The 17,150-nt window shown below is 73.4% G+C and carries 19 protein-coding genes; 12 read left to right on the top strand and 7 right to left on the bottom strand.

From position 1 onward, the window contains the following. Positions 1 to 65: 65 nt before the first annotated feature. The gene (locus C6376_RS41885; RefSeq protein WP_107448409.1) at positions 66 to 695 is read right to left on the bottom strand and encodes an alpha-ketoglutarate-dependent dioxygenase AlkB; all 630 of its coding nucleotides are present in this window, start codon (positions 693 to 695) and stop codon (positions 66 to 68) included. Positions 696 to 851: 156 nt separating this feature from the next. Between C6376_RS41885 and C6376_RS41890 the strand changes: the two genes are divergently transcribed. Next, on the top strand, positions 852 to 1,478 hold the full coding sequence (locus C6376_RS41890; RefSeq protein WP_107449486.1) for a TetR/AcrR family transcriptional regulator: 627 nt from the start codon (positions 852 to 854) through the stop codon (positions 1,476 to 1,478). A 71-nt stretch (positions 1,479 to 1,549) separates the two neighbouring features. Beyond that, on the top strand, positions 1,550 to 3,223 hold the full coding sequence (locus C6376_RS41895; protein ID WP_107448410.1) for an FAD-binding dehydrogenase: 1,674 nt from the start codon (positions 1,550 to 1,552) through the stop codon (positions 3,221 to 3,223). A 2-nt stretch (positions 3,224 to 3,225) separates the two neighbouring features. Here C6376_RS41895 and C6376_RS41900 read toward each other — a convergent pair whose 3' ends face one another. After that, entirely contained in the window at positions 3,226 to 3,585 is a 360-nt protein-coding gene (locus tag C6376_RS41900) for a DUF488 domain-containing protein (protein ID WP_107448411.1), read from the bottom strand. Positions 3,586 to 3,734: 149 nt separating this feature from the next. Between C6376_RS41900 and C6376_RS41905 the strand changes: the two genes are divergently transcribed. Genes C6376_RS41905 through C6376_RS41920 form a run of 4 tightly spaced genes read left to right on the top strand, consistent with a single transcriptional unit; the run spans position 3,735 to position 8,550 of the window. Further along, positions 3,735 to 5,153, top strand: coding sequence for a M1 family metallopeptidase (locus tag C6376_RS41905; RefSeq protein ID WP_107448412.1), 1,419 nt, complete (start codon positions 3,735 to 3,737; stop codon positions 5,151 to 5,153). Positions 5,154 to 5,212: 59 nt separating this feature from the next. After that, positions 5,213 to 6,001 carry a L,D-transpeptidase family protein gene (locus C6376_RS41910; protein ID WP_107448413.1) on the top strand — a complete coding sequence of 263 codons (789 nt, stop codon included), beginning with the start codon at positions 5,213 to 5,215 and terminating at the stop codon, positions 5,999 to 6,001. 18 nt (positions 6,002 to 6,019) lie between these two features. Continuing rightward, positions 6,020 to 6,718, top strand: coding sequence for a response regulator transcription factor (locus tag C6376_RS41915; RefSeq protein ID WP_107448414.1), 699 nt, complete (start codon positions 6,020 to 6,022; stop codon positions 6,716 to 6,718). After that, positions 6,715 to 8,550, top strand: a complete 1,836-nt coding sequence (locus tag C6376_RS41920; protein ID WP_107448415.1) for a cell wall metabolism sensor histidine kinase WalK — start codon at positions 6,715 to 6,717, stop codon at positions 8,548 to 8,550. The genes C6376_RS41915 and C6376_RS41920 overlap by 4 nt, the downstream gene beginning before the upstream one ends. Before the next feature lie 36 nt (positions 8,551 to 8,586). Here the strand turns inward: C6376_RS41920 and C6376_RS41925 are convergent, their stop codons facing one another. Both C6376_RS41925 and C6376_RS41930 read right to left on the bottom strand, forming a co-directional pair. Further along, positions 8,587 to 8,835 (bottom strand): WhiB family transcriptional regulator, encoded by a 249-nt coding sequence (locus C6376_RS41925; protein ID WP_107448416.1) that lies wholly within the window; start codon positions 8,833 to 8,835, stop codon positions 8,587 to 8,589. A 101-nt stretch (positions 8,836 to 8,936) separates the two neighbouring features. Then, positions 8,937 to 10,154 carry a saccharopine dehydrogenase C-terminal domain-containing protein gene (locus C6376_RS41930; protein WP_107448417.1) on the bottom strand — a complete coding sequence of 406 codons (1,218 nt, stop codon included), beginning with the start codon at positions 10,152 to 10,154 and terminating at the stop codon, positions 8,937 to 8,939. Positions 10,155 to 10,317: 163 nt separating this feature from the next. Between C6376_RS41930 and C6376_RS41935 the strand changes: the two genes are divergently transcribed. Further along, the gene (locus C6376_RS41935) at positions 10,318 to 11,043 is read left to right on the top strand and encodes a TetR/AcrR family transcriptional regulator (protein WP_107448418.1); all 726 of its coding nucleotides are present in this window, start codon (positions 10,318 to 10,320) and stop codon (positions 11,041 to 11,043) included. Positions 11,044 to 11,122: 79 nt separating this feature from the next. Here C6376_RS41935 and C6376_RS41940 read toward each other — a convergent pair whose 3' ends face one another. After that, positions 11,123 to 12,046 (bottom strand): LysR family transcriptional regulator ArgP, encoded by a 924-nt coding sequence (locus C6376_RS41940; RefSeq protein WP_107448419.1) that lies wholly within the window; start codon positions 12,044 to 12,046, stop codon positions 11,123 to 11,125. Positions 12,047 to 12,126: 80 nt separating this feature from the next. On the opposite strand from C6376_RS41940, the gene C6376_RS41945 reads away from it, so the two are divergent. Further along, complete coding sequence (locus C6376_RS41945; RefSeq protein ID WP_107448420.1) at positions 12,127 to 12,741, top strand: LysE/ArgO family amino acid transporter; 615 nt, start codon at positions 12,127 to 12,129, stop codon at positions 12,739 to 12,741. A gap of 113 nt (positions 12,742 to 12,854) precedes the next feature. Here C6376_RS41945 and C6376_RS41950 read toward each other — a convergent pair whose 3' ends face one another. Both C6376_RS41950 and C6376_RS41955 read right to left on the bottom strand, forming a co-directional pair. Next, entirely contained in the window at positions 12,855 to 13,310 is a 456-nt protein-coding gene (locus C6376_RS41950) for a cyclic nucleotide-binding domain-containing protein (RefSeq protein ID WP_107449487.1), read from the bottom strand. Positions 13,311 to 13,642: 332 nt separating this feature from the next. Beyond that, entirely contained in the window at positions 13,643 to 13,864 is a 222-nt protein-coding gene (locus C6376_RS41955) for a hypothetical protein (RefSeq protein ID WP_107448421.1), read from the bottom strand. A 392-nt stretch (positions 13,865 to 14,256) separates the two neighbouring features. On the opposite strand from C6376_RS41955, the gene C6376_RS41960 reads away from it, so the two are divergent. From C6376_RS41960 to C6376_RS41975, 4 genes are all read left to right on the top strand, one after another. Continuing rightward, on the top strand, positions 14,257 to 14,718 hold the full coding sequence (locus C6376_RS41960; protein ID WP_107448422.1) for an ATP-binding protein: 462 nt from the start codon (positions 14,257 to 14,259) through the stop codon (positions 14,716 to 14,718). A 205-nt stretch (positions 14,719 to 14,923) separates the two neighbouring features. Further along, entirely contained in the window at positions 14,924 to 15,778 is an 855-nt protein-coding gene (locus C6376_RS41965) for a SigB/SigF/SigG family RNA polymerase sigma factor (protein ID WP_173985831.1), read from the top strand. A gap of 62 nt (positions 15,779 to 15,840) precedes the next feature. Beyond that, entirely contained in the window at positions 15,841 to 16,080 is a 240-nt protein-coding gene (locus C6376_RS41970) for a DUF5133 domain-containing protein (protein WP_107448423.1), read from the top strand. Between the two features lie 222 nt (positions 16,081 to 16,302). Then, positions 16,303 to 17,139 (top strand): DUF1206 domain-containing protein, encoded by an 837-nt coding sequence (locus tag C6376_RS41975; protein WP_107448424.1) that lies wholly within the window; start codon positions 16,303 to 16,305, stop codon positions 17,137 to 17,139. The last annotated feature ends 11 nt before the right edge of the window (positions 17,140 to 17,150 follow it).

A 17,150-nucleotide genomic window follows, 5' to 3' on the forward strand; every position in this document is an offset into this window, starting at 1 on the left:
GGTTCCGAGTCGGGCGCACCCCCGGGCGGCCGGCCGTGGCAGGCGCGCCGCGCACGCGCCCGGTGTCATCGCACCCCGTGCGGGCGGAACTGGACGCTGATGCGCGGCCCCGCGGCGCGGCCGGACTTGGGGACGCAGTGCTCCCAGGTCCGCTGGCAGGAGCCGCCCATCACGATCAGGTCGCCGTGGCCGAGCGGGCGCCGCACCGCCTTGCCTCCGCCCGCGGGGCGCAGCAGCAGGTCGCGCGGGGAGCCCACGGAGAGGATCGCGACCATGGTGTCCTGGTCGGCGCCGCGGCCGATCCGGTCGCCGTGCCAGGCGACGCCGTCGTTGCCGTCGCGGTACTGGCAGAGCCCGGCGGTGACGAACGGCTCGCCCAGTTCCCGGGCGTAGTGCGCGGACAGTTCCCGGCGGGCCTCGTCCAGCACCGGGTGGGGCAGTGTCTCGCGCTCCGCGTAGAACGCCAGCAGGCGTGGGACGGCGACGACGTTGTCGTACATCCTGCGCTGCTCGGCGCGCCAGGGGACCTCGGCCGCGAGGTGTGCGAACAGCGTGTCCGAGCCGGTGAGCCAGCCCGGCAGCACGTCGATCCAGGCGCCCGCGCCGAGCACGGTGCGGCGCAGGCCGTCGAGGGGACCGAGGCGTGGCTCGTCGGTCTGGTCGAAGAGGGAGCCCTGGAGGTGGTGCGCGGTCATGGTTCCAGCGTACGCCTGAATCGAAAATCCGTTCGTTATGGCGTGTCTCCGGAGGAAGGGGTCGTCGGGAGACCTCCGGAGGAAGGGGGGCCTCGGAGGGATCTTTCGATACATCGACGTATCGGATACATTCATGTATCGAACGGGGGTGTGGCCATGACAGCGCAGCGGACGACGGGACGCGTCACGCGGCGGCGCGTCCGCACCCGCGCCAACCTGCTGGACGCCGCCTTCGCCGTGTTCGCCGCCAAGGGTTTCGGCCGGGTCTCCATCGAGGAGGTCTGCGAGGCCGCCGGCTACAGCAGGGGCGCCTTCTACTCCAACTTCGACAGCCTCGACGAACTGTTCTTCGCCCTCTACCAGGAGCGGGCGGAGGTCATCGCCCGGCAGGTGGCCGACGCCCTCGCCGGCGACGGGCCCGACCTCGACGTGCCGGCCTCCGTGGACCGCGTCACCGAGGTGCTCCTCCTCGACCTGGACTGGCTGCTGGTCAAGACGGACTTCCTGGTGCACGCCGCCCGCGACCCGGCCGTCGCGCAGACCCTGCTCGAACACCGGGCCCGGCTGCGCCGCGCGATCGCCGACCGGCTGTCCCGGGCCCGCGGCCACACCCCCCTGCCCGCCGTGCTCGGTGACGGCGACCGCGCCGCCCGCGCGGTGGTCGCCGCCTACGACGGCGTCACCACCCAACTGCTGCTGGACAAGGACGTGAACAGCGCCCGCGCCTGGCTCAAGCAACTGCTCACCGCGCTGCTGACCGACGGCAGCGGACACCACGCCTGACACGCACACGCACCACCACGGACAGACTCAGACGGTCTCAGACAGACTCGGACAGAAGGGCAACGGTCGCCATGGACGCGGACGTCATCGTCGTCGGAGCGGGCCTCGCCGGCCTGGTCGCGGCGCACGAACTCACCAGCAGAGGCCGGCGGGTCGCCCTGGTCGACCAGGAGAACGCCGCCAACCTCGGCGGCCAGGCGTTCTGGTCCTTCGGCGGGCTCTTCCTCGTCGACTCCCCGGAGCAGCGCCGCCTCGGCATCAAGGACTCCTTCGACCTCGCCTGGAACGACTGGCAGGGCAGCGCGCAGTTCGACCGGACCGAGGACGAGGACTCCTGGGCGGTGCGCTGGGCGCGCGCCTACGTGGAGTGGGCGGCGGGGGAGAAGCGCAGCTGGCTCGCCGGGCACGGGATCTCCTTCGTGCCGACCGTCGGCTGGGCCGAGCGCGGCGATCTGCGCGCCGACGGGCACGGCAACTCCGTACCCCGCTTCCACGTCGCGTGGGGGACGGGCACCGGCGTCGTCGATCCGTTCGTCCGGTACGCCAAGCAGGCCGCCCGCGACGGACTGCTGACCTTCCACCACCGCCACCGGGTGGACGAACTGGTCATGGAGGACGGCACCGCCCGCGGCGTGCGCGGCACGGTCCTGGCCCCCGACGACTGCGCGCGCGGCGTCGCCTCCAGCCGCGCGGCGATCGGCGACTTCGAGCTGACCGCCCGGGCCGTGGTCGTCACCAGCGGCGGCATCGGCGCCGACCACGACATCGTGCGGCGCTACTGGCCCGAGCGGCTCGGCACGCCCCCCGCCGAGATGGTGACCGGAGTGCCCGCCTACGTCGACGGCCGGATGCTCGACATCAGTGCCGAGGCCGGCGTCCGACTGGTCAACCGCGACCGCATGTGGCACTACACCGAGGGCATCCAGAACTGGGACCCCGTCTGGCCCGGTCACGGCATCCGCATCCTGCCCGGTCCGTCCTCCCTGTGGTTCGACGCCCTCGGCCGTCGGCTGCCCGACCCGTGCCTGCCCGGCTACGACACCCTGGGCACGCTCAAGTACCTGCGCACGACCGAGGACATCGCCGGCCACGACCACTCCTGGTTCATCCTCACCCGCCGGATCATCGAGAAGGAGTTCGCGCTGTCGGGCTCCGAGCAGAACCCCGACATCACCGCCAAGGACCGCCGGGCCGTGCTGCGCGACCGACTGCTCGGCAAGGGCGCCCCCGCGCCGGTGCAGGCGTTCCTCGACCACGGCGCGGACTTCGTGATCGCCGACACCCTCGACGAGCTCGTCGGGAAGATGAACGCGCTGACCGGCAAGCCGCTGCTCGACGTGGACGGACTGCGCCGGCAGATCCAGGCCCGCGACCTGCAGATCGCCAACCCGTACAGCAAGGACGCCCAGGTCCAGGGCATGCGCAACGCCCGCCGCTACATCGGCGACCGGCTCGGCCGCGTCGCCACCCCGCACCGTGTACTCGACCCGGACGCCGGCCCGCTGATCGCCGTCAAGCTGCACGTCCTCACCCGCAAGACGCTCGGCGGCATCCAGACCGACCTCGACTCACGCGCGCTCGGCGCCGACGGGCAGCCGGTCGAGGGCCTGTACGCGGCGGGCGAGGTCGCCGGCTTCGGCGGCGGCGGCGTCCACGGCTACAACGCCCTCGAAGGCACCTTCCTCGGCGGCTGCCTCTTCTCCGGGCGGGCGGCCGGCCGGGCGGCGGCGAAGCAGACCGGCTGACCTCAGCGCTGGTCCGCCGTCAGCAGGCGGACCAGCACCGCCGTGTGGCTCCGCTCCGGTGACTTCGCGGAGGTGAGCAGCGTGACCGGTCCCTTCGCCGCCAACTCGCGTACATGGTCGAGGAGTTCAGCTGCCTCGGGCTCGGCGAGCTCCGCCTCGTAGCGGCGGGCGAACTCCTCGTGGGAGCCCTCGCCCGTGTGGTACCAACGGCGCAGTTCCGTCGACGGGGTGAGGCCCTTGGGCCACTCGTCGACGCGAGCCGCCTCCTTGGACACCCCACGCGGCCACAGCCGGTCCACCAGCACCCGCACGCCGTCCCCGGTATCGGGCGGGTCGTAGACGCGACGTACGCGAACCTTCATGGTGGCCGTCCTCGGGTTGGCGGATCGCGTCGATCGTAGGCCCGCGCGTCCGAGGACACAGCTCGGCTTGACCTGAATGAGGGGGAACACCGCGGCGTCCCGTCCTAGTCTGAGGACGTTTGATCACACGCCACCCCCCAGGAGCGCACGTGACACACCCCCGCAGACGCGCCACCGTCCTGCTGCGACGCGAAGCCGTCGCCGCCACCGTCCCCGTCGCCGTGGCGGCGCTGCTGGCGGTGGCGGGACCCGCCACCGCGGCCGGACCGGCAGGCGCGGCCGGCGTCGGCGACCCCTACTTCCCGCTGGCCGGCAACGGCGGCTACCACGTGACCCACTACGACCTGACCCTCCGTTACGACCCCGGCAGCCGCCGCCTCGACGGCAAGGCGGTCCTCACCGCCCGCGCCACCCAGCGGCTGACCCGATTCGACCTCGACTTCCAGGGCCTGAACGTCACCGGCCTGACGGTCGATCACGTCAAGGCCGCACACCGCCGCCAGGGCCAGGAACTCGTCGTCACCCCGAGACACGCGCTGCGCAAGGGCGAGCGGTTCCAGGTCACCGTCAGATACCACGGCACCCCCGGCCCGGTCACCGACCCCGACGGCTCCCTGGACGGCTGGATCCCCACCGACGACGGCGCCTTCGTCGCCGGCGAGCCGCAGGGCGCCATGACCTGGTTCCCGGCGAACAACCACCCCCTCGACAAGTCCTCCTACGACTTCACCATCACCGTCCCCGCCGGCCGTGCCGCCGTCGCCAACGGCGTCCTGGTCGGACAGCGCACCGCGCACGGCACGACCACCTACCGCTGGCGGCAGAAGGAGCCCATGGCCGCCTACCTCGCCACGGCGACCGTCGGGAAGTTCCAGGTCGAGCAGTACACCACCCGCGACGGACTCAAGGTCTACAACGCCGTCGACCCGCGCGAGGCCGCGGCGGCCGCGCCGGTGCTGAAGAAACTGCCCTCCGTACTGGAGTGGGAGAGCCGGCTGTTCGGCCCCTACCCGTTCCGCGCCGCCGGATCGATCGTCGACCACGCCCCGAACGTCGGCTACGCCCTGGAGACCCAGACCCGGCCGGTGTACGACCGGGCGCCCTCTCTGAGCACCCTCGTCCACGAGAGCGCCCACCAGTGGTTCGGCGACTCCGTCTCGCTCACCTCGTGGAAGGACATCTGGCTCAACGAGGGCTTCGCCACCTACGCCGAGTGGCTCTACGCCGAGCAGCACGGCGGCGACAGCGCCCAGAAGACCTTCGACGGCCTGTACGCCCTCCCGGCGAGCGACGAGCTGTGGGCGTTCCCGCCCGGCGACCCCGGCAGCGGCGCGAACATCTTCGGCACTCCGGTCTACGCCCGCGGCGCCATGACCCTGCACGTGCTGCGCACCACCGTCGGGGACCGCGCCTTCTTCCGCATCCTGCGTGCCTGGGCGGCGGCACACCGCGACGGCAACGGCACCACCGCCCAGTTCGAACGCCTCGCTAAACGGACGTCCGGCAAGGACCTCGGCAACCTGTTCCGGACCTGGCTGTACGGCCGGGGCAAGCCCGTCACGCCGTAGCCGGCGAACAGGCCCCGCAACCTGACGAGTTCCACACACCTGTCGGCGAGAGTCGACCCATGATCGCCCACCTTCCCCGGCCGCTGCCCCGCCCCCGTGCCCTGCTGCTCGCCGCATCCCTGCTGCTCACCGGATGCGGCGGCACCGCGGCCCCCCACGGATCCGGGGCCGGGGCCGGGGCCGACGGCGCCCCCGCCGCCCCCGCCGCGGTGAGCGCCGCGCCGAGCACTCCCGCGCCCGGGGCCGCCGCCCGCAGCGTGCCGCGGCGGATACCGGGCCTGGGGCCGAGGACCTGGTCCCAGGTGCCCGGCGACGCGCGGCAGGCGGTCGTGGTGACCGGCCGCGGCAGGAACTCCCCGCTCTCCACCGTCGTCCTCTACCGGCGCACCGCGACCGGCTGGCAGGCCGGCGAGCGTTGGCCCGCGCACAACGCCCTGCGCGGCTGGAGCGACCACCACATGGGCGGCGACCTGCGCTCGCCCGTCGGCGTCTACGGCCTCACCGACGCCGGCGGTCTGCTGCCCGACCCCGGCACGAAACTCCCCTACGACCACGGCAGAGGCTTCCGCTCGCCGGGCACCGGCTTCGAGGGCGAGTCGCTGGAGGGCTCCTTCGACTACGTCGTCGCCATCGACTACAACCGCACGCCCGGCGTCTCCCCGCTCGACTGGACCCGCCCGCTCGGCGCGGGTCGCGGCGGCGGGATCTGGCTCCACGTCGACCACGGCGGCCCCACCCACGGATGCGTGAGCATCGCCGAGCGCCACATGAGGGAACTGCTGCGGACCCTCGACCCCGCCCTGCACCCCGTGGTCGTCATGGGCGACCATGCCTCTGTGGCCCGCTGAGGAAGACGGAGTAGTCGCGTGTGCGCTCATGTACTGGTGGCCGAGGACGACGCGATGCAGGCCGAGCTCATCCGCCGCTCGCTGCTCGCCGAGGGCCACTCCGCCACCGTCGTGCACGACGGCTCCGCCGCGCTGGAGGCGGTGCGGCGGGACCGGCCGGACCTCGTCGTGCTCGACCTGATGCTGCCGGTCGTCGACGGGTTCGGGGTGTGCCGGGTGCTGCGGCAGGGCGACGACGTCCCGGTGCTCATGCTGACCGCCCGCGACGCCGAGGACGACCTTCTGCTCGGCCTCGAACTCGGCGCCGACGACTACATGACCAAGCCGTACAGCCCGCGCGAGCTGATGGCCCGCATCCGCACCGTCCTGCGGCGCAGCGGACGGGCCGGCGACGACCGGCGGGACGGCCTCGTCGTGCGGGCCGCGGGGCTCGCCGTCGACCCGGAGCGGCACGAGGTGCGCTGCGAGGGCGAGCCGGTGGAATGCACACCGGCCGAGTTCCAGATCCTGCTGGCCATGGCCGCCGAACCCGAAAGGGTCTTCTCCCGGCGGCAGTTGCTCCAGTGCACCCGCGGCTTCGACCGCTCCTCCACCGAACGTGCCGTCGACGTGCACATCATGAACCTGCGCCGCAAGATCGAGGCCGACCCGCGCAAGCCCGTGCGGCTGCTCACCGTGTTCGGCGTCGGGTACAAGCTCAGCGGCGGCCGGCCGTGAAGCGCACCCGGATACCGCTGCGCAAGCGTCTGCTGGTCCGGCTGCTGAGCGCGTCGGTCCTCATCGCCGTGTGCTCGGTGGCCGCGACCGCCTGGCTGGCGGTGACCACCACCACCCGCGCGCTGCGGGAGGAGCAGGGCCAGGCGCTCGCCGACGACATGGACATCCTCGCGCAGCTCAGCGGCTACGCGGCCACCCATCCCGAGTGGACCGGCGTCCAGGACACGGTCCGTGAGCTGTCCGCGAGGACCGGCAGGCGCATCGCCCTCACCTCGACCGACCGCACCCCCCTCGCCGACTCGGCGCCGCGGGGTACGTCGCTGCCGCCGCGCGCCGCCGCCACCGTCGACCCGCTGCGCACCGACACGTACACGGAGCGCGGCGCCCAGCTCAGCGGCACCGATCCACGGGTGGTGGGCCCCTACCGGCTCACCTCCGGGGAACGCGACGAACTCGACGCCGACGCCCGCGACCGGCAGGCGTGTTTCGCCCGGAACGGCATCGAGACGACCGTGACCCGGACCCCGAGCGGCCGCCCGGTGGTCGAGGACGCCGACGGCGCGACACCGTCCGGCTATGTGCCCGACGAGTGCGCGGACGGCCGGCTCAACACCCCGATGCCCACAGAGGAGAAGGCGCTGGCCGCGCTCCAGGGGCAGGCGGCCGGCTGCCTGACCCGCGAGGGCCTGGATCCCGGGACGCCGCTGTTCTTCGGCCTCGGCGCGCCCGGCGTCCTCGGCCGGGACGCGACCCCCGGGCCCGTGTACGGCAAGGCGCGCGGCGCCAGGGCGATGCGGGCGGCACAGAGCTGCCTCGAGGAGGCCCGCCGCGTCCAGCTCGACCCGTACGTGGCCCCTGTCGCCGAACTGTTCCTGGGCGGTGGGGACATGGGCGCCCAGCCCCGCTGGGTCATGTCACCCGCCAACAAGGCGAAGGTCGTCGGTGTGGCGGGGCTGGTGCTGGCCGTCACCGTCGCGGTGAGCGCCCTCGTCGCCACCCGTCTCGTGCGCCCCCTGCGAGCCCTGACGGAAGCCGCGCAGCAGCCCCCGGACCGGCACGCACGGGTTCCCGTCACGACGCGGGACGAGACCGGCATCCTCGCGGAGGCGTTCAACGACCTGGCCGAGCGCAGGGAACGGCTGGAGGTCCAGCGCAAGGCCCTCGTCGCGGACGTGGCCCACGAACTGCGCAGCCCGCTCACCAACATCCGGGGCTGGCTGGAGGTGACCCGCGACGGTCTCGTCGAACCCGACGCCGAGCTGCTCGGCGCGCTGCACGAGGAGGCGCTGGTCCTGCAGCGGGTCATCGACGACCTGCGCGACCTCGCCGCCGCCGACGCCGGCACCCTCCTCCTGCGCCGTGAACCGGTGCCCGCCGACGATCTGCTCGCCCAGGTCGCCGCCGCGCACCGGGTGGCCGCCGACACCGCCGGGGTCGCCCTGCGCACCGGGACCGAGGACGCCGTGTGGCTGGACGCCGACCCGGTGCGGCTGCGCCAGGTCCTCGGCAACCTCGTGGCCAACGCCGTGCGCCACACCCCGGCGGACGGCACGGTCACGCTGACCGCCCGCCGCGACGGAGACCGGGTCGTCCTGGAGGTAGCCGACACCGGCACGGGCATCACCCCCGAGGATCTGCCGCACGTCTTCGAACGGTTCTGGCGGGCGGAGAAGTCGCGGAGCCGGCGCACCGGCGGCAGCGGGCTGGGCCTGCCGATCGTCCGCCAGCTGACGGACGCCCACGGGGGCACGGCCGAAGCGGCCAGCACCCCGGGCGAGGGCAGTGTGTTCACCCTGCGGCTCCCCGCCGCGCCGCCCCCGGGAGACGGCTGAGGCGTCAAGGCCCTTCACCTCGGCTCACCTTCACGGTCACGAACTGCGTCGTGCCTTGATGCGCCGCTTGAGGGCGCGGCGTTCCGTCTCGTTCGTGCCGCCCCACACACCGAGTGTCTGGTCGGTCTCCATGGCCCACTCCAGGCACGCCTCCTGCACGGGGCAGCGCCGGCAGACCGCCTTCGCCTGTTGCTCCTGCATCAGTGCCGGGCCCGAGGTTCCGATCGGGAAGAAGAGGTCCGGGTCCTCGCGGCGGCACGCGGCGTGCTGTCGCCAGTCGTCCATCGAAGTCACCTGCGATCTCTCGTCTGTGATGTTCCGGATGGTTGCTCCTGATCGGGTCACCGGCGACGCGGAGGTGAAACAGGTCGCGCCCGGAAAGTCGTTCACTGCTCCCGCAGCCCCCACGGCGAGCCGTACTCCGTCAGCAGGTCGAGGAAGGGGCGGGCCGGGAACGCCTCGGGTCCGAGGACGCCCGCCCCCGTCCATGCGCCCGTCGCGAGCAGTTCGAGGGCGACGACCGGGTTGACCGCCGTCTGCCACACGACGGCCTGGCTGCCGTACTCGGCCATCGACCACTGGTTGTCGACCACGTGGTACAGGTACACCTCGCGAGGCGCCCCGTCCTTGACGCCGCGCACCCAGGTGCCCGCACAGGTCTTGCCGTGCATGAGCTCGCCCAGCGTCGCCGGGTCGGGCAGGCAGGCGGCCACCACGTCACGGGGCGAGACCTGGACCGGTCCCCGCGCGCTCGGCACCGTCACCGGCGCGGTGCCGTCCAGCCCCAGGCGGTGCAGCGTCCTGAGCGTCTCGACGAACTCCGCGCCCAGGCCGTACTTGAAGGTGACCCGGTCCGCCTTCACCCAGCGCGGTACGAGCAGCACCTCCTCGTGCTCCACGTTGACGCACTCCACCGGCCCGATGCCCTCGGGGAAGTCGAACACCTCGGGCTCGCTGAACGGCGCGGTGGTGAACCAGCCGCGGTCGGCTTCGTACACGACCGGCGGGTTCAGGCACTCCTCGATCGTGGTCCAGATGCTGAAGGAGGGGGCGAAGTCGTAGCCCTCGACGGTGAGGTTCGCGCCGTCGCGCACGCCGATCTCCTCGATCTCGTCGAAGAGTTCGTCGGCCGCGTACCGGGCGAAGACGTCCGAGAGGCCCGGTTCGACGCCCATGCCGACCAGCGCCAGGGCGCCGGCGGCCGCCCAGTCGTCGGCCTCGGCGAACTGCGCGTCGCCGAGCTTGACGCCGCATTCCTCGTGCGGCCGCTCCGGGTGCGGGCGGGACAGTGACATCGCCATGTCGACATAGGTGGCGCCGGCCGTGCGCGCCGCGCCGAACAGCGGCATCACGAACCGCGGGTCCGTGGCGTTCAGCAGGACGTCGCAGCGGTGGCGGGCGAGCAGGGCGACAACGGCCGCCTCGTCCGCGGCGTCGATCCGCTCGGCGAGGAACCGCTCGTCGCCGTCGAGTGCGGCGACGGCGGCCGCGGCGCGGGCGGGGTCGTAGTCGGCGACGACCATCGCCTCGAAGAACGGACGGCGGGCGGCGATGCGGGTGACGGCGGTGCCCACACCGCCGGCGCCTACGAGCAGGACACGCATGAGAAGAACTCCCTCGGCCGAACCTGAGAAGGACGTGTGCGAAGCGGGGCCCGGCACCGATACAACGCCCGGGGCTCACGTAAGGTCAATGGCGTTGGCATAAGGATGGAGCCCGGAGGCCGCGGGCAGGACGGCGACAGGCCGGAGGGAGCGTGCGGGACGTATGGCCAAGCAGGTCGTGCCCGAGGAGAAGCGGCGCAGACGCCGGCCCACCCGCAGCGGCACGGTGCTGTCCGAGCGGCTGATCGTCGAGGCCGCGCTGCGCCTGCTGCGCGAGCACGGCAGCGCCGGACTCACCGCCCGCCGCCTCGGCCTCGCCCTCGACTGCGACCCGAGCACGCTCTACCGCTACTTCCGGGGCATGGACGATCTCACGCTGGCCATCGGTGACGCCCTCATCGGCGAGGCGTTGCGTGGCTGGCGGCCGACGGGGGAGTGGCGGGCCGACCTGTATACCGTCGGCGTGCGCATCCACGCCGCCTATGTCGCCCACCCGCAGGCCGCCCAGCTCACCACCAGCCGGGTGACCGGCCGGGCCAACGAACTCGCCGCCGACGAGGCCGTGTTGGACGTGCTGCGCACGGCCGGCTTCCCGCTGCCGGAGACCGTGCGGATCTACCACGCCTTCATCGACCAGACCCTGGCCTTCGCCGCCCTGGACGCCGCGGCCCTGGCCCTGCCACGGGCCGCGCAGCGCGCCGACGACGGGATGTGGCGCTCGACCTACGCCCGGCTGCCCGCCGAGACCCACCCCCGGATCGCCGAGGCGGCCGCGTTGCTGTCGACCCGCATGGTGACCAGCGCCTACCCGACCGCGTTGGAGATGCTGCTGGACAGCGCGCAGACCCGGCTGGCCACCCTGCGTGAGAACCGGCCCGCCGCCCCCTGAGGGCCCCCCGCCCCTTGAAGGCCCTCGGTGCGGCCGACCACTCCTGCGTCGTCGCCGTCGTCGCCGCTGTCGTCTTCGGCTACTGCTGTGGCGCGTTCCGGCGGGGAGGGTGCAGGGTCTCGGCAGCCGTGGCCGCCACCGCGTCCGCGACCGCGGCCAGCGCGGGCGAGTCGAGCCGCCACTGCTGCCAGTACAGGGGGACGTCCAGGGGCCGGCGCGGGGCGAGGGAGAGCAGCCGGCCGGCCCGCAGCGGCGCTTCGGCCTGCGCCGCGGGGACCATGCCCCAGCCGAAGCCCGCGACGACCGACGCCACGAAGCCCTCCGAGGTCGGCACGGCGTGGCGCAGGGTGCTCGCGCCGCCCGCCCCGCGCCGCAGGCCGCGCACGAAGGCGTCCTGGAGGTCGTCGCTGCGGTCCAGCGTCATCACGGGCGCCCGGGGCAGGGTCTCGCGCAACGGGCCGTCGGAGAGATGGCGGGCCGTGAACTCCGGGCTCGCGGCGGCCAGATAGCGCATCGTGCCCAGTGCGCGCACGGAGCAGCCGGTCACCGCGTCGGGCGACGAGGTCACCGCGGCCATCACCAGCCCCTCGCGCAGCAGTTCCGCCGTGCGCGTCTCGTCCTCGCGGTGCAGTTCGAAACAGAGCGGCGGCTCCTGCGGCACCCGGGACAGGGCGGGCAGGAACCAGGTCGCGAGGGAGTCGGCGTTCACCGCGACCGTCACCCGGGTGGGCTCGCCCTCCGCGCTCATGCCCAGCTCGGACCGCGTGTCGCGCTCCAGCCGGGCCAGCTGGCGGGCGAACCGCACGACGATCTCCCCGGACTCGGTCGCCCGCACCGGCTTGGTGCGCAGCAGCAGCACCCGGCCCGTGCGCTGCTCGAGGGCCTTCACCCGCTGGCTGACCGCCGACGGCGTCACGTGCAGGGCGGCGGCGGCCGCGTCGAAGGTGCCCTCGTCCACCACGGCGAGCAGTGTCCGCACCTGGTCGAGAGGCAGGTCCGTCATCACGTCGTCATCACGGGCGCTAATGATACGTAAGAATCTTTAGCTGTACGCCCGGTGATCGCCTCCCTAGCGTGGTCGGTATGTCCCACGCTCTCGCCGCCGCGACCGCCGGGTTCGGCACCGGTCTCTCGCTCATCGTCGCCATCGGCGCCCAGAACGCCTTCGTCCTTCGCCAGGGGATCCGGCGCGAGGCCGTCCTCGCCGTCGTCGGGATCTGCGCCCTCTCGGACGCTCTGCTCATCGCGCTCGGTGTCGGCGGGGTGGGCGCACTGGTGACGGCCTGGCCGGGCGCGCTGACCGCGGTGGCCTGGATCGGCGGCCTGTTCCTGCTCGGTTACGGGGCGCTGGCGGTCCGGCGGGTGCTGCGGCCGTCGGGCGCGCTGGTGACCGGGGGCGACCCGGTGGGCTCCCGCCGGCGCGCGGTCCTGACCTGCCTGGCGATGACGTGGCTCAACCCGCACGTCTACCTCGACACCGTCTTCCTGCTCGGTTCGGTCGCCGCCGACCGCGGTCCGCTGCGCTGGACCTTCGGCCTCGGCGCCGCGCTCGCCAGCGTGTGCTGGTTCGCCGCGCTGGGCTTCGGGGCCCGGCTGCTCGGCCGCTTCCTGTCCCGGCCCTCGGCCTGGCGCGTCCTGGACGGCCTGGTCGCCGCCACGATGATCGTCCTCGGCGTGACCCTCGTCGCGGGGGCCTGAACCGCCCGGAACCCGGGCGGGGGAGTTCCGGCGCGGAAGCCGGCGCACGGCGGGTGCGGGCCGGACGCGGTGCGTCGCGGAAGGCGGTCGGCGGTGGACGCCGACGCGTGCCGCTACAGCACTCCGCGCCGACGCGTGCCGTACTGCTCCATGAGCTTGCCCCGGGTCATCTCCAGCCGGTGCGCCAGGATCTCGGCCACGATCCGCACCAGCGTCAGGCCCAGTGCCGGATCCTCCTCGCACAGCTTGAGCACCGGCTGTGCCTCGAACTCGTAGGCGCGCACGGGGCTGAAGGCCTCCGCGCCGAAGTCCCACCGGTACGGCGGGAACAGCCACGACCATCCCAGCAGGTCGCCGGAGCCGAGGCCGGCCACGGTCACCCGGCGCAACGACGTCACCTGCTGGACGAGCGAGACCGCACCGGAGCGCAGGATCCAGAAGCGGTCGGCCGTACCGCCCGCTTCGAAGATCCGGGCGTCCTCGGGGAAGGAGACCTCGTGGGCGAGGGTCATCAGGCGCTGGCGCTGGGGCGGGGGGAGGGCGGTCAGCAGCTTGGTCGCTCTGGTCATGGCGCGGGCCTCTCGCCGGCGGTCGTCGGGGGTGCTTGCCTCTTCCATTTCAGCCGCTCGGGACGCCCAGGGCACCTCGGCGGACGTGACTTTCCGGGTTCGGGCAGAGAAAAGCCCTGGCTGGACGGGGGAAGCCAGCCAGGGCGGTATGGGAGTGGGAGTGCGGGAGAAGCGAGTCGACCCCGACCACCACGTATGTATGAACGGTAAACCACTCGCGGGGATTTGGCACACCAAAAACCCGGTTGCGTGACCTGTTTCACCTCATCTGCGGCCCCGGCGGCCTCACTTGGCGTAGTCCGGATGGCGGCCCCCGGCCGTCGCCGGCCAGGTCAGAGCCCTTCGGCCGACCGGCCCGGGGTCACGATCTCGTCCAGCACCCTGAGCACGGCCTCGTAGGCGATACCCCGCGTGCGGGCGTCACGCGCCCCGTCCGCGTCGGCGTCCGCGAGATCCGCGCCGCGGGCCCGCCAGGCCCGCACCTCCTCCTGGGCGCAGGTCCTGGCCCGCTGGATGCGGCGCAGCAGTTCGTCCGAGTCCACGACATCCATCATGTACGCCGTCTACCCCGGTCCGGGTGGACGATTGCTCCCCGTCCCGGAGGTTTGGTCGCGGGCGGGGCGGCCAGCCGAAGAGAAGAGGCCCGCACGGTGCGGTCCGGCGCAGTCCGGGCCCGCCCTTTCGGCACCCGGACCGCCGGCGCGAGCGGGTCGCCTCCCGTCACGTCGAGGCCGTGGCCGGGCGGGTGCCTCCCCGGCCGCCCGCCGACGCCGGACCGCGGTGCCCGGCCCCGACCGCGACGGACGCGGGCGACATCACGGTCCCGCCCGAAGCCGGGCGTCGCCGGCGCCGGCCTGAGGCCGACGGCCGCCACAACAGCAGCAGGTCGGCGCGACAGCTCACTCGTCGGCCACCACCACTCGGCAACAGTCAGGGGAGCGAAGGGATGCGTACGAACCACTCCACCGACTTCGTGGACACGCCGGACGACCCGTTCCGGTGCGGGGACCGTGAGTGGTGCCGACCGGCCGACGTCCGCAACGCCGTACGACGGGCGGTGGTCGGCCGATGCGGGGCCACCGGGTGTCCGTACGACGAGCAGGGCCTCTCCGACGCGCTGCTGGTCGCCTCGGAACTCTCCACCAACGCCATCCTCCACGGGGGCGGCATGACGGGATTCGACGTCGACGTGGACGGCCGCGCCGTGCGGGTCTCCGTCAGCGACCGCAGCGACCGGCTGCCCGTCGCCGTCGACCCGTACGACGAACGGGAACGAGGCCGCGCGGGCGGCCGCGGCTGGCCGATCGTCTGCCGGCTGGCCCGCGACGTCCGGGTGGCCGGTCTCCCCTCCGGCGGCAAGCGCATCACCGCCGTCGTGCCCGTCTTCCGACCCGCGGGCCGGCCCTGAAGGGCGCGGCCGCCGACATTGCCGGAGCGGGTTTCGGGCAAGCGGAGTTTGCGCCCCATGGGTCAGGGCAGACGGAGGTTCGTGCTTCGGACCGGAGGCGCGCCGTCGGGAGCGGTATGTCCGCCCCGGGGCGCCCCGTGCGCTCCGGGTGGTGGAAGCCCTCTCGTCGTCTGTCCCTGAAATGACCGTTCAGGAGCGAATTCGCATGCCTATCGACATGTCGACAAGCCGTCACGACATCACGGCTTCCACCCCTGCTCAGCCCAGTGCCCGGCCCACCGCGCGGACGACCGCCCAGCTGCGCCGCACCCACGACGACGCGCCCGACACGGCAGGCCGTTTCGCCCGGCTCGTCGCCCTGGAGGACGGGCCCGAACGGGACGCCCTGCGCGACGAGATCGTCACCGCCTGGCTGCCCATGGCCCACCGGATCGCGGGCCGGTTCCGCGACCGCGGCGAGGCCACCGAGGATCTGCGGCAGGTGGCGGCCCTCGGCCTGGTGAAGGCCGTCGACCGTTTCGACCCCGAGCGTGGCGCCTTCGAGAGCTACGCCGTGCCCACCATCACCGGTGAGATCAAGCGCCACTTCCGTGACCGCATGTGGGCGCTGCGCGTGCCCCGCCGCGTGCAGGAGCTGCGCAACAAGGTGCGCGTCGCCCGCCGGGAACTGGCCCAGGCCCCCGGCGCCCCCGAGCCCGCGGTCGCCGACATCGCCGCGCACACCGGCCTCACCGAGGACGAGGTCGCGGCCGGCCTGGAGGCCCTGGAGAGCTTCAGCACGCTGTCGCTGGACGCCGAGCTCCCGGCCGGCGACGACGGGTACAGCCTCGCCGACACGCTCGGCGCGGCCGACTCCTCCTTCGACACCGTGGTGGACCGCGAGTCCGCCAAGGAGGGTCTGCGGCGACTGCCCGAACGCGAGCGCGCCATCCTCTACATGCGCTTCTTCGAGGACATGACGCAGAGCAGGATCGCCGACCGGCTGGGCATCTCCCAGATGCACGTCTCCCGGCTCATCAGCCGAAGCTGCGAGCGGGTGCGCCAGGAGGCGCTGCGTTGACGCGGCAGGACACTCGACCGCTCACCCCCGGGTCCCGACCGAAGAACGGAGAGAAGAGACCCATGCTGATGCCCCATCCCGCCGTGCTGCGCAAACTCGTCGACGAATACGAGGCGTTGAGGGAGTCCGGAGCCGGCGAACAGCATCCGCAGGCCCGCGACCTCGCCTACACCCTGTGCGTGTCCACCGGGACCCGGGACGTACGACATGCCCTGGAGACGGCGCGCCAGTGGCTCGACGCGGCCTCGGCGGCAGACGCCGCCGGACGACACCCAGGCGACGGTCCGCGCGTGTACGCCTGAGCGGCCGGGACGGGCAGGCGCACCATGGCAGTGGCCGCGGTGCGCCTGCCCGTCCGTGCGTCTGTGCCTCTGCGCGCCCGCCCGTGGTGTGCGCCCGTTCGGGTGCGCCTCGGCGGGGGGGCCCGCGTGGTGTGGGCCCCCTCCGCCGACCGGCGGGTGTGCACGGCCCGAGCCGGGGCATGCGGATCTCGCGAAGTTCGGGGAGGATTCCGGGAGGTCGGGATGAACGCGAGTGCACTGGCGCGCAACGGGCGGGCCGAGGCGGAACGGGCGGCCCGGGGGTCGCTGACCAAGGGGGCGGCCCGGGCCGGGCTCGCCGCGCGGGGTGTGATCTATCTGCTGGTGGGCGTGATCGCCCTGCAGATCGCCTTCGGCGAGAGCGGACAGGAGGCCGACCGCCGCGGCGCCCTCGCCGAGATAGCGGAGAAGCCCTTCGGCGCCGTACTGCTGTGGGCGCTCGGCGTCGGGCTGGTCGGCATGGCGCTGTGGCGGCTGTCCGAGGCCGTCTTCGGCGGGGCCGGCGCCGACGGGCGCGGCGCCAGGAAGCGGCTGACCGCGCTCGCCCGGTGCGCCTTCTACTCCTTCGTCGCCTACTCCGTGCTGGAGTTCGCCGCCGGGTCGGGCGACGGGGGCGGTTCGAGCGACGAACAGTCCCGGGACGTCACCGCGCGGGTGCTAGGCCTTCCCGGAGGCCAGTGGATCGTCGGCGCGGCCGGTGTCGGGATCGTCGTCGCCGGCCTGTGGATCGGCGCCCGCGCCGTCATGCGCTCCTATCGCAAGCAGCTGCGGCTCGGGGAGATGTCCCCGGGCGTGCGGCGCCTGGTGGACGTCACCGGGGTGGGCGGCGGCGCGGCCCGCGGGCTGGTGTTCGCGGCCGCCGGGGCGTTCGCCGTCCGGGCCGCCGTGGACTACCGTCCCGACAAGGCCAAGGGGCTCGACGACACGCTGCGTTCCTTCGCCGGCACCCCCGCCGGGCCGGCCCTGCTGGCCTGCGTCGCCGCCGGGCTCGTCCTCTTCGGACTGTTCTCTTTCTGCATGGCTCGCTGGCGCAAGGTCTGACAACCGTCTGC

Origin of the sequence: Streptomyces sp. P3 (assembly GCF_003032475.1) — a bacterium.
In the GTDB taxonomy this organism is placed as follows: domain Bacteria; phylum Actinomycetota; class Actinomycetes; order Streptomycetales; family Streptomycetaceae; genus Streptomyces.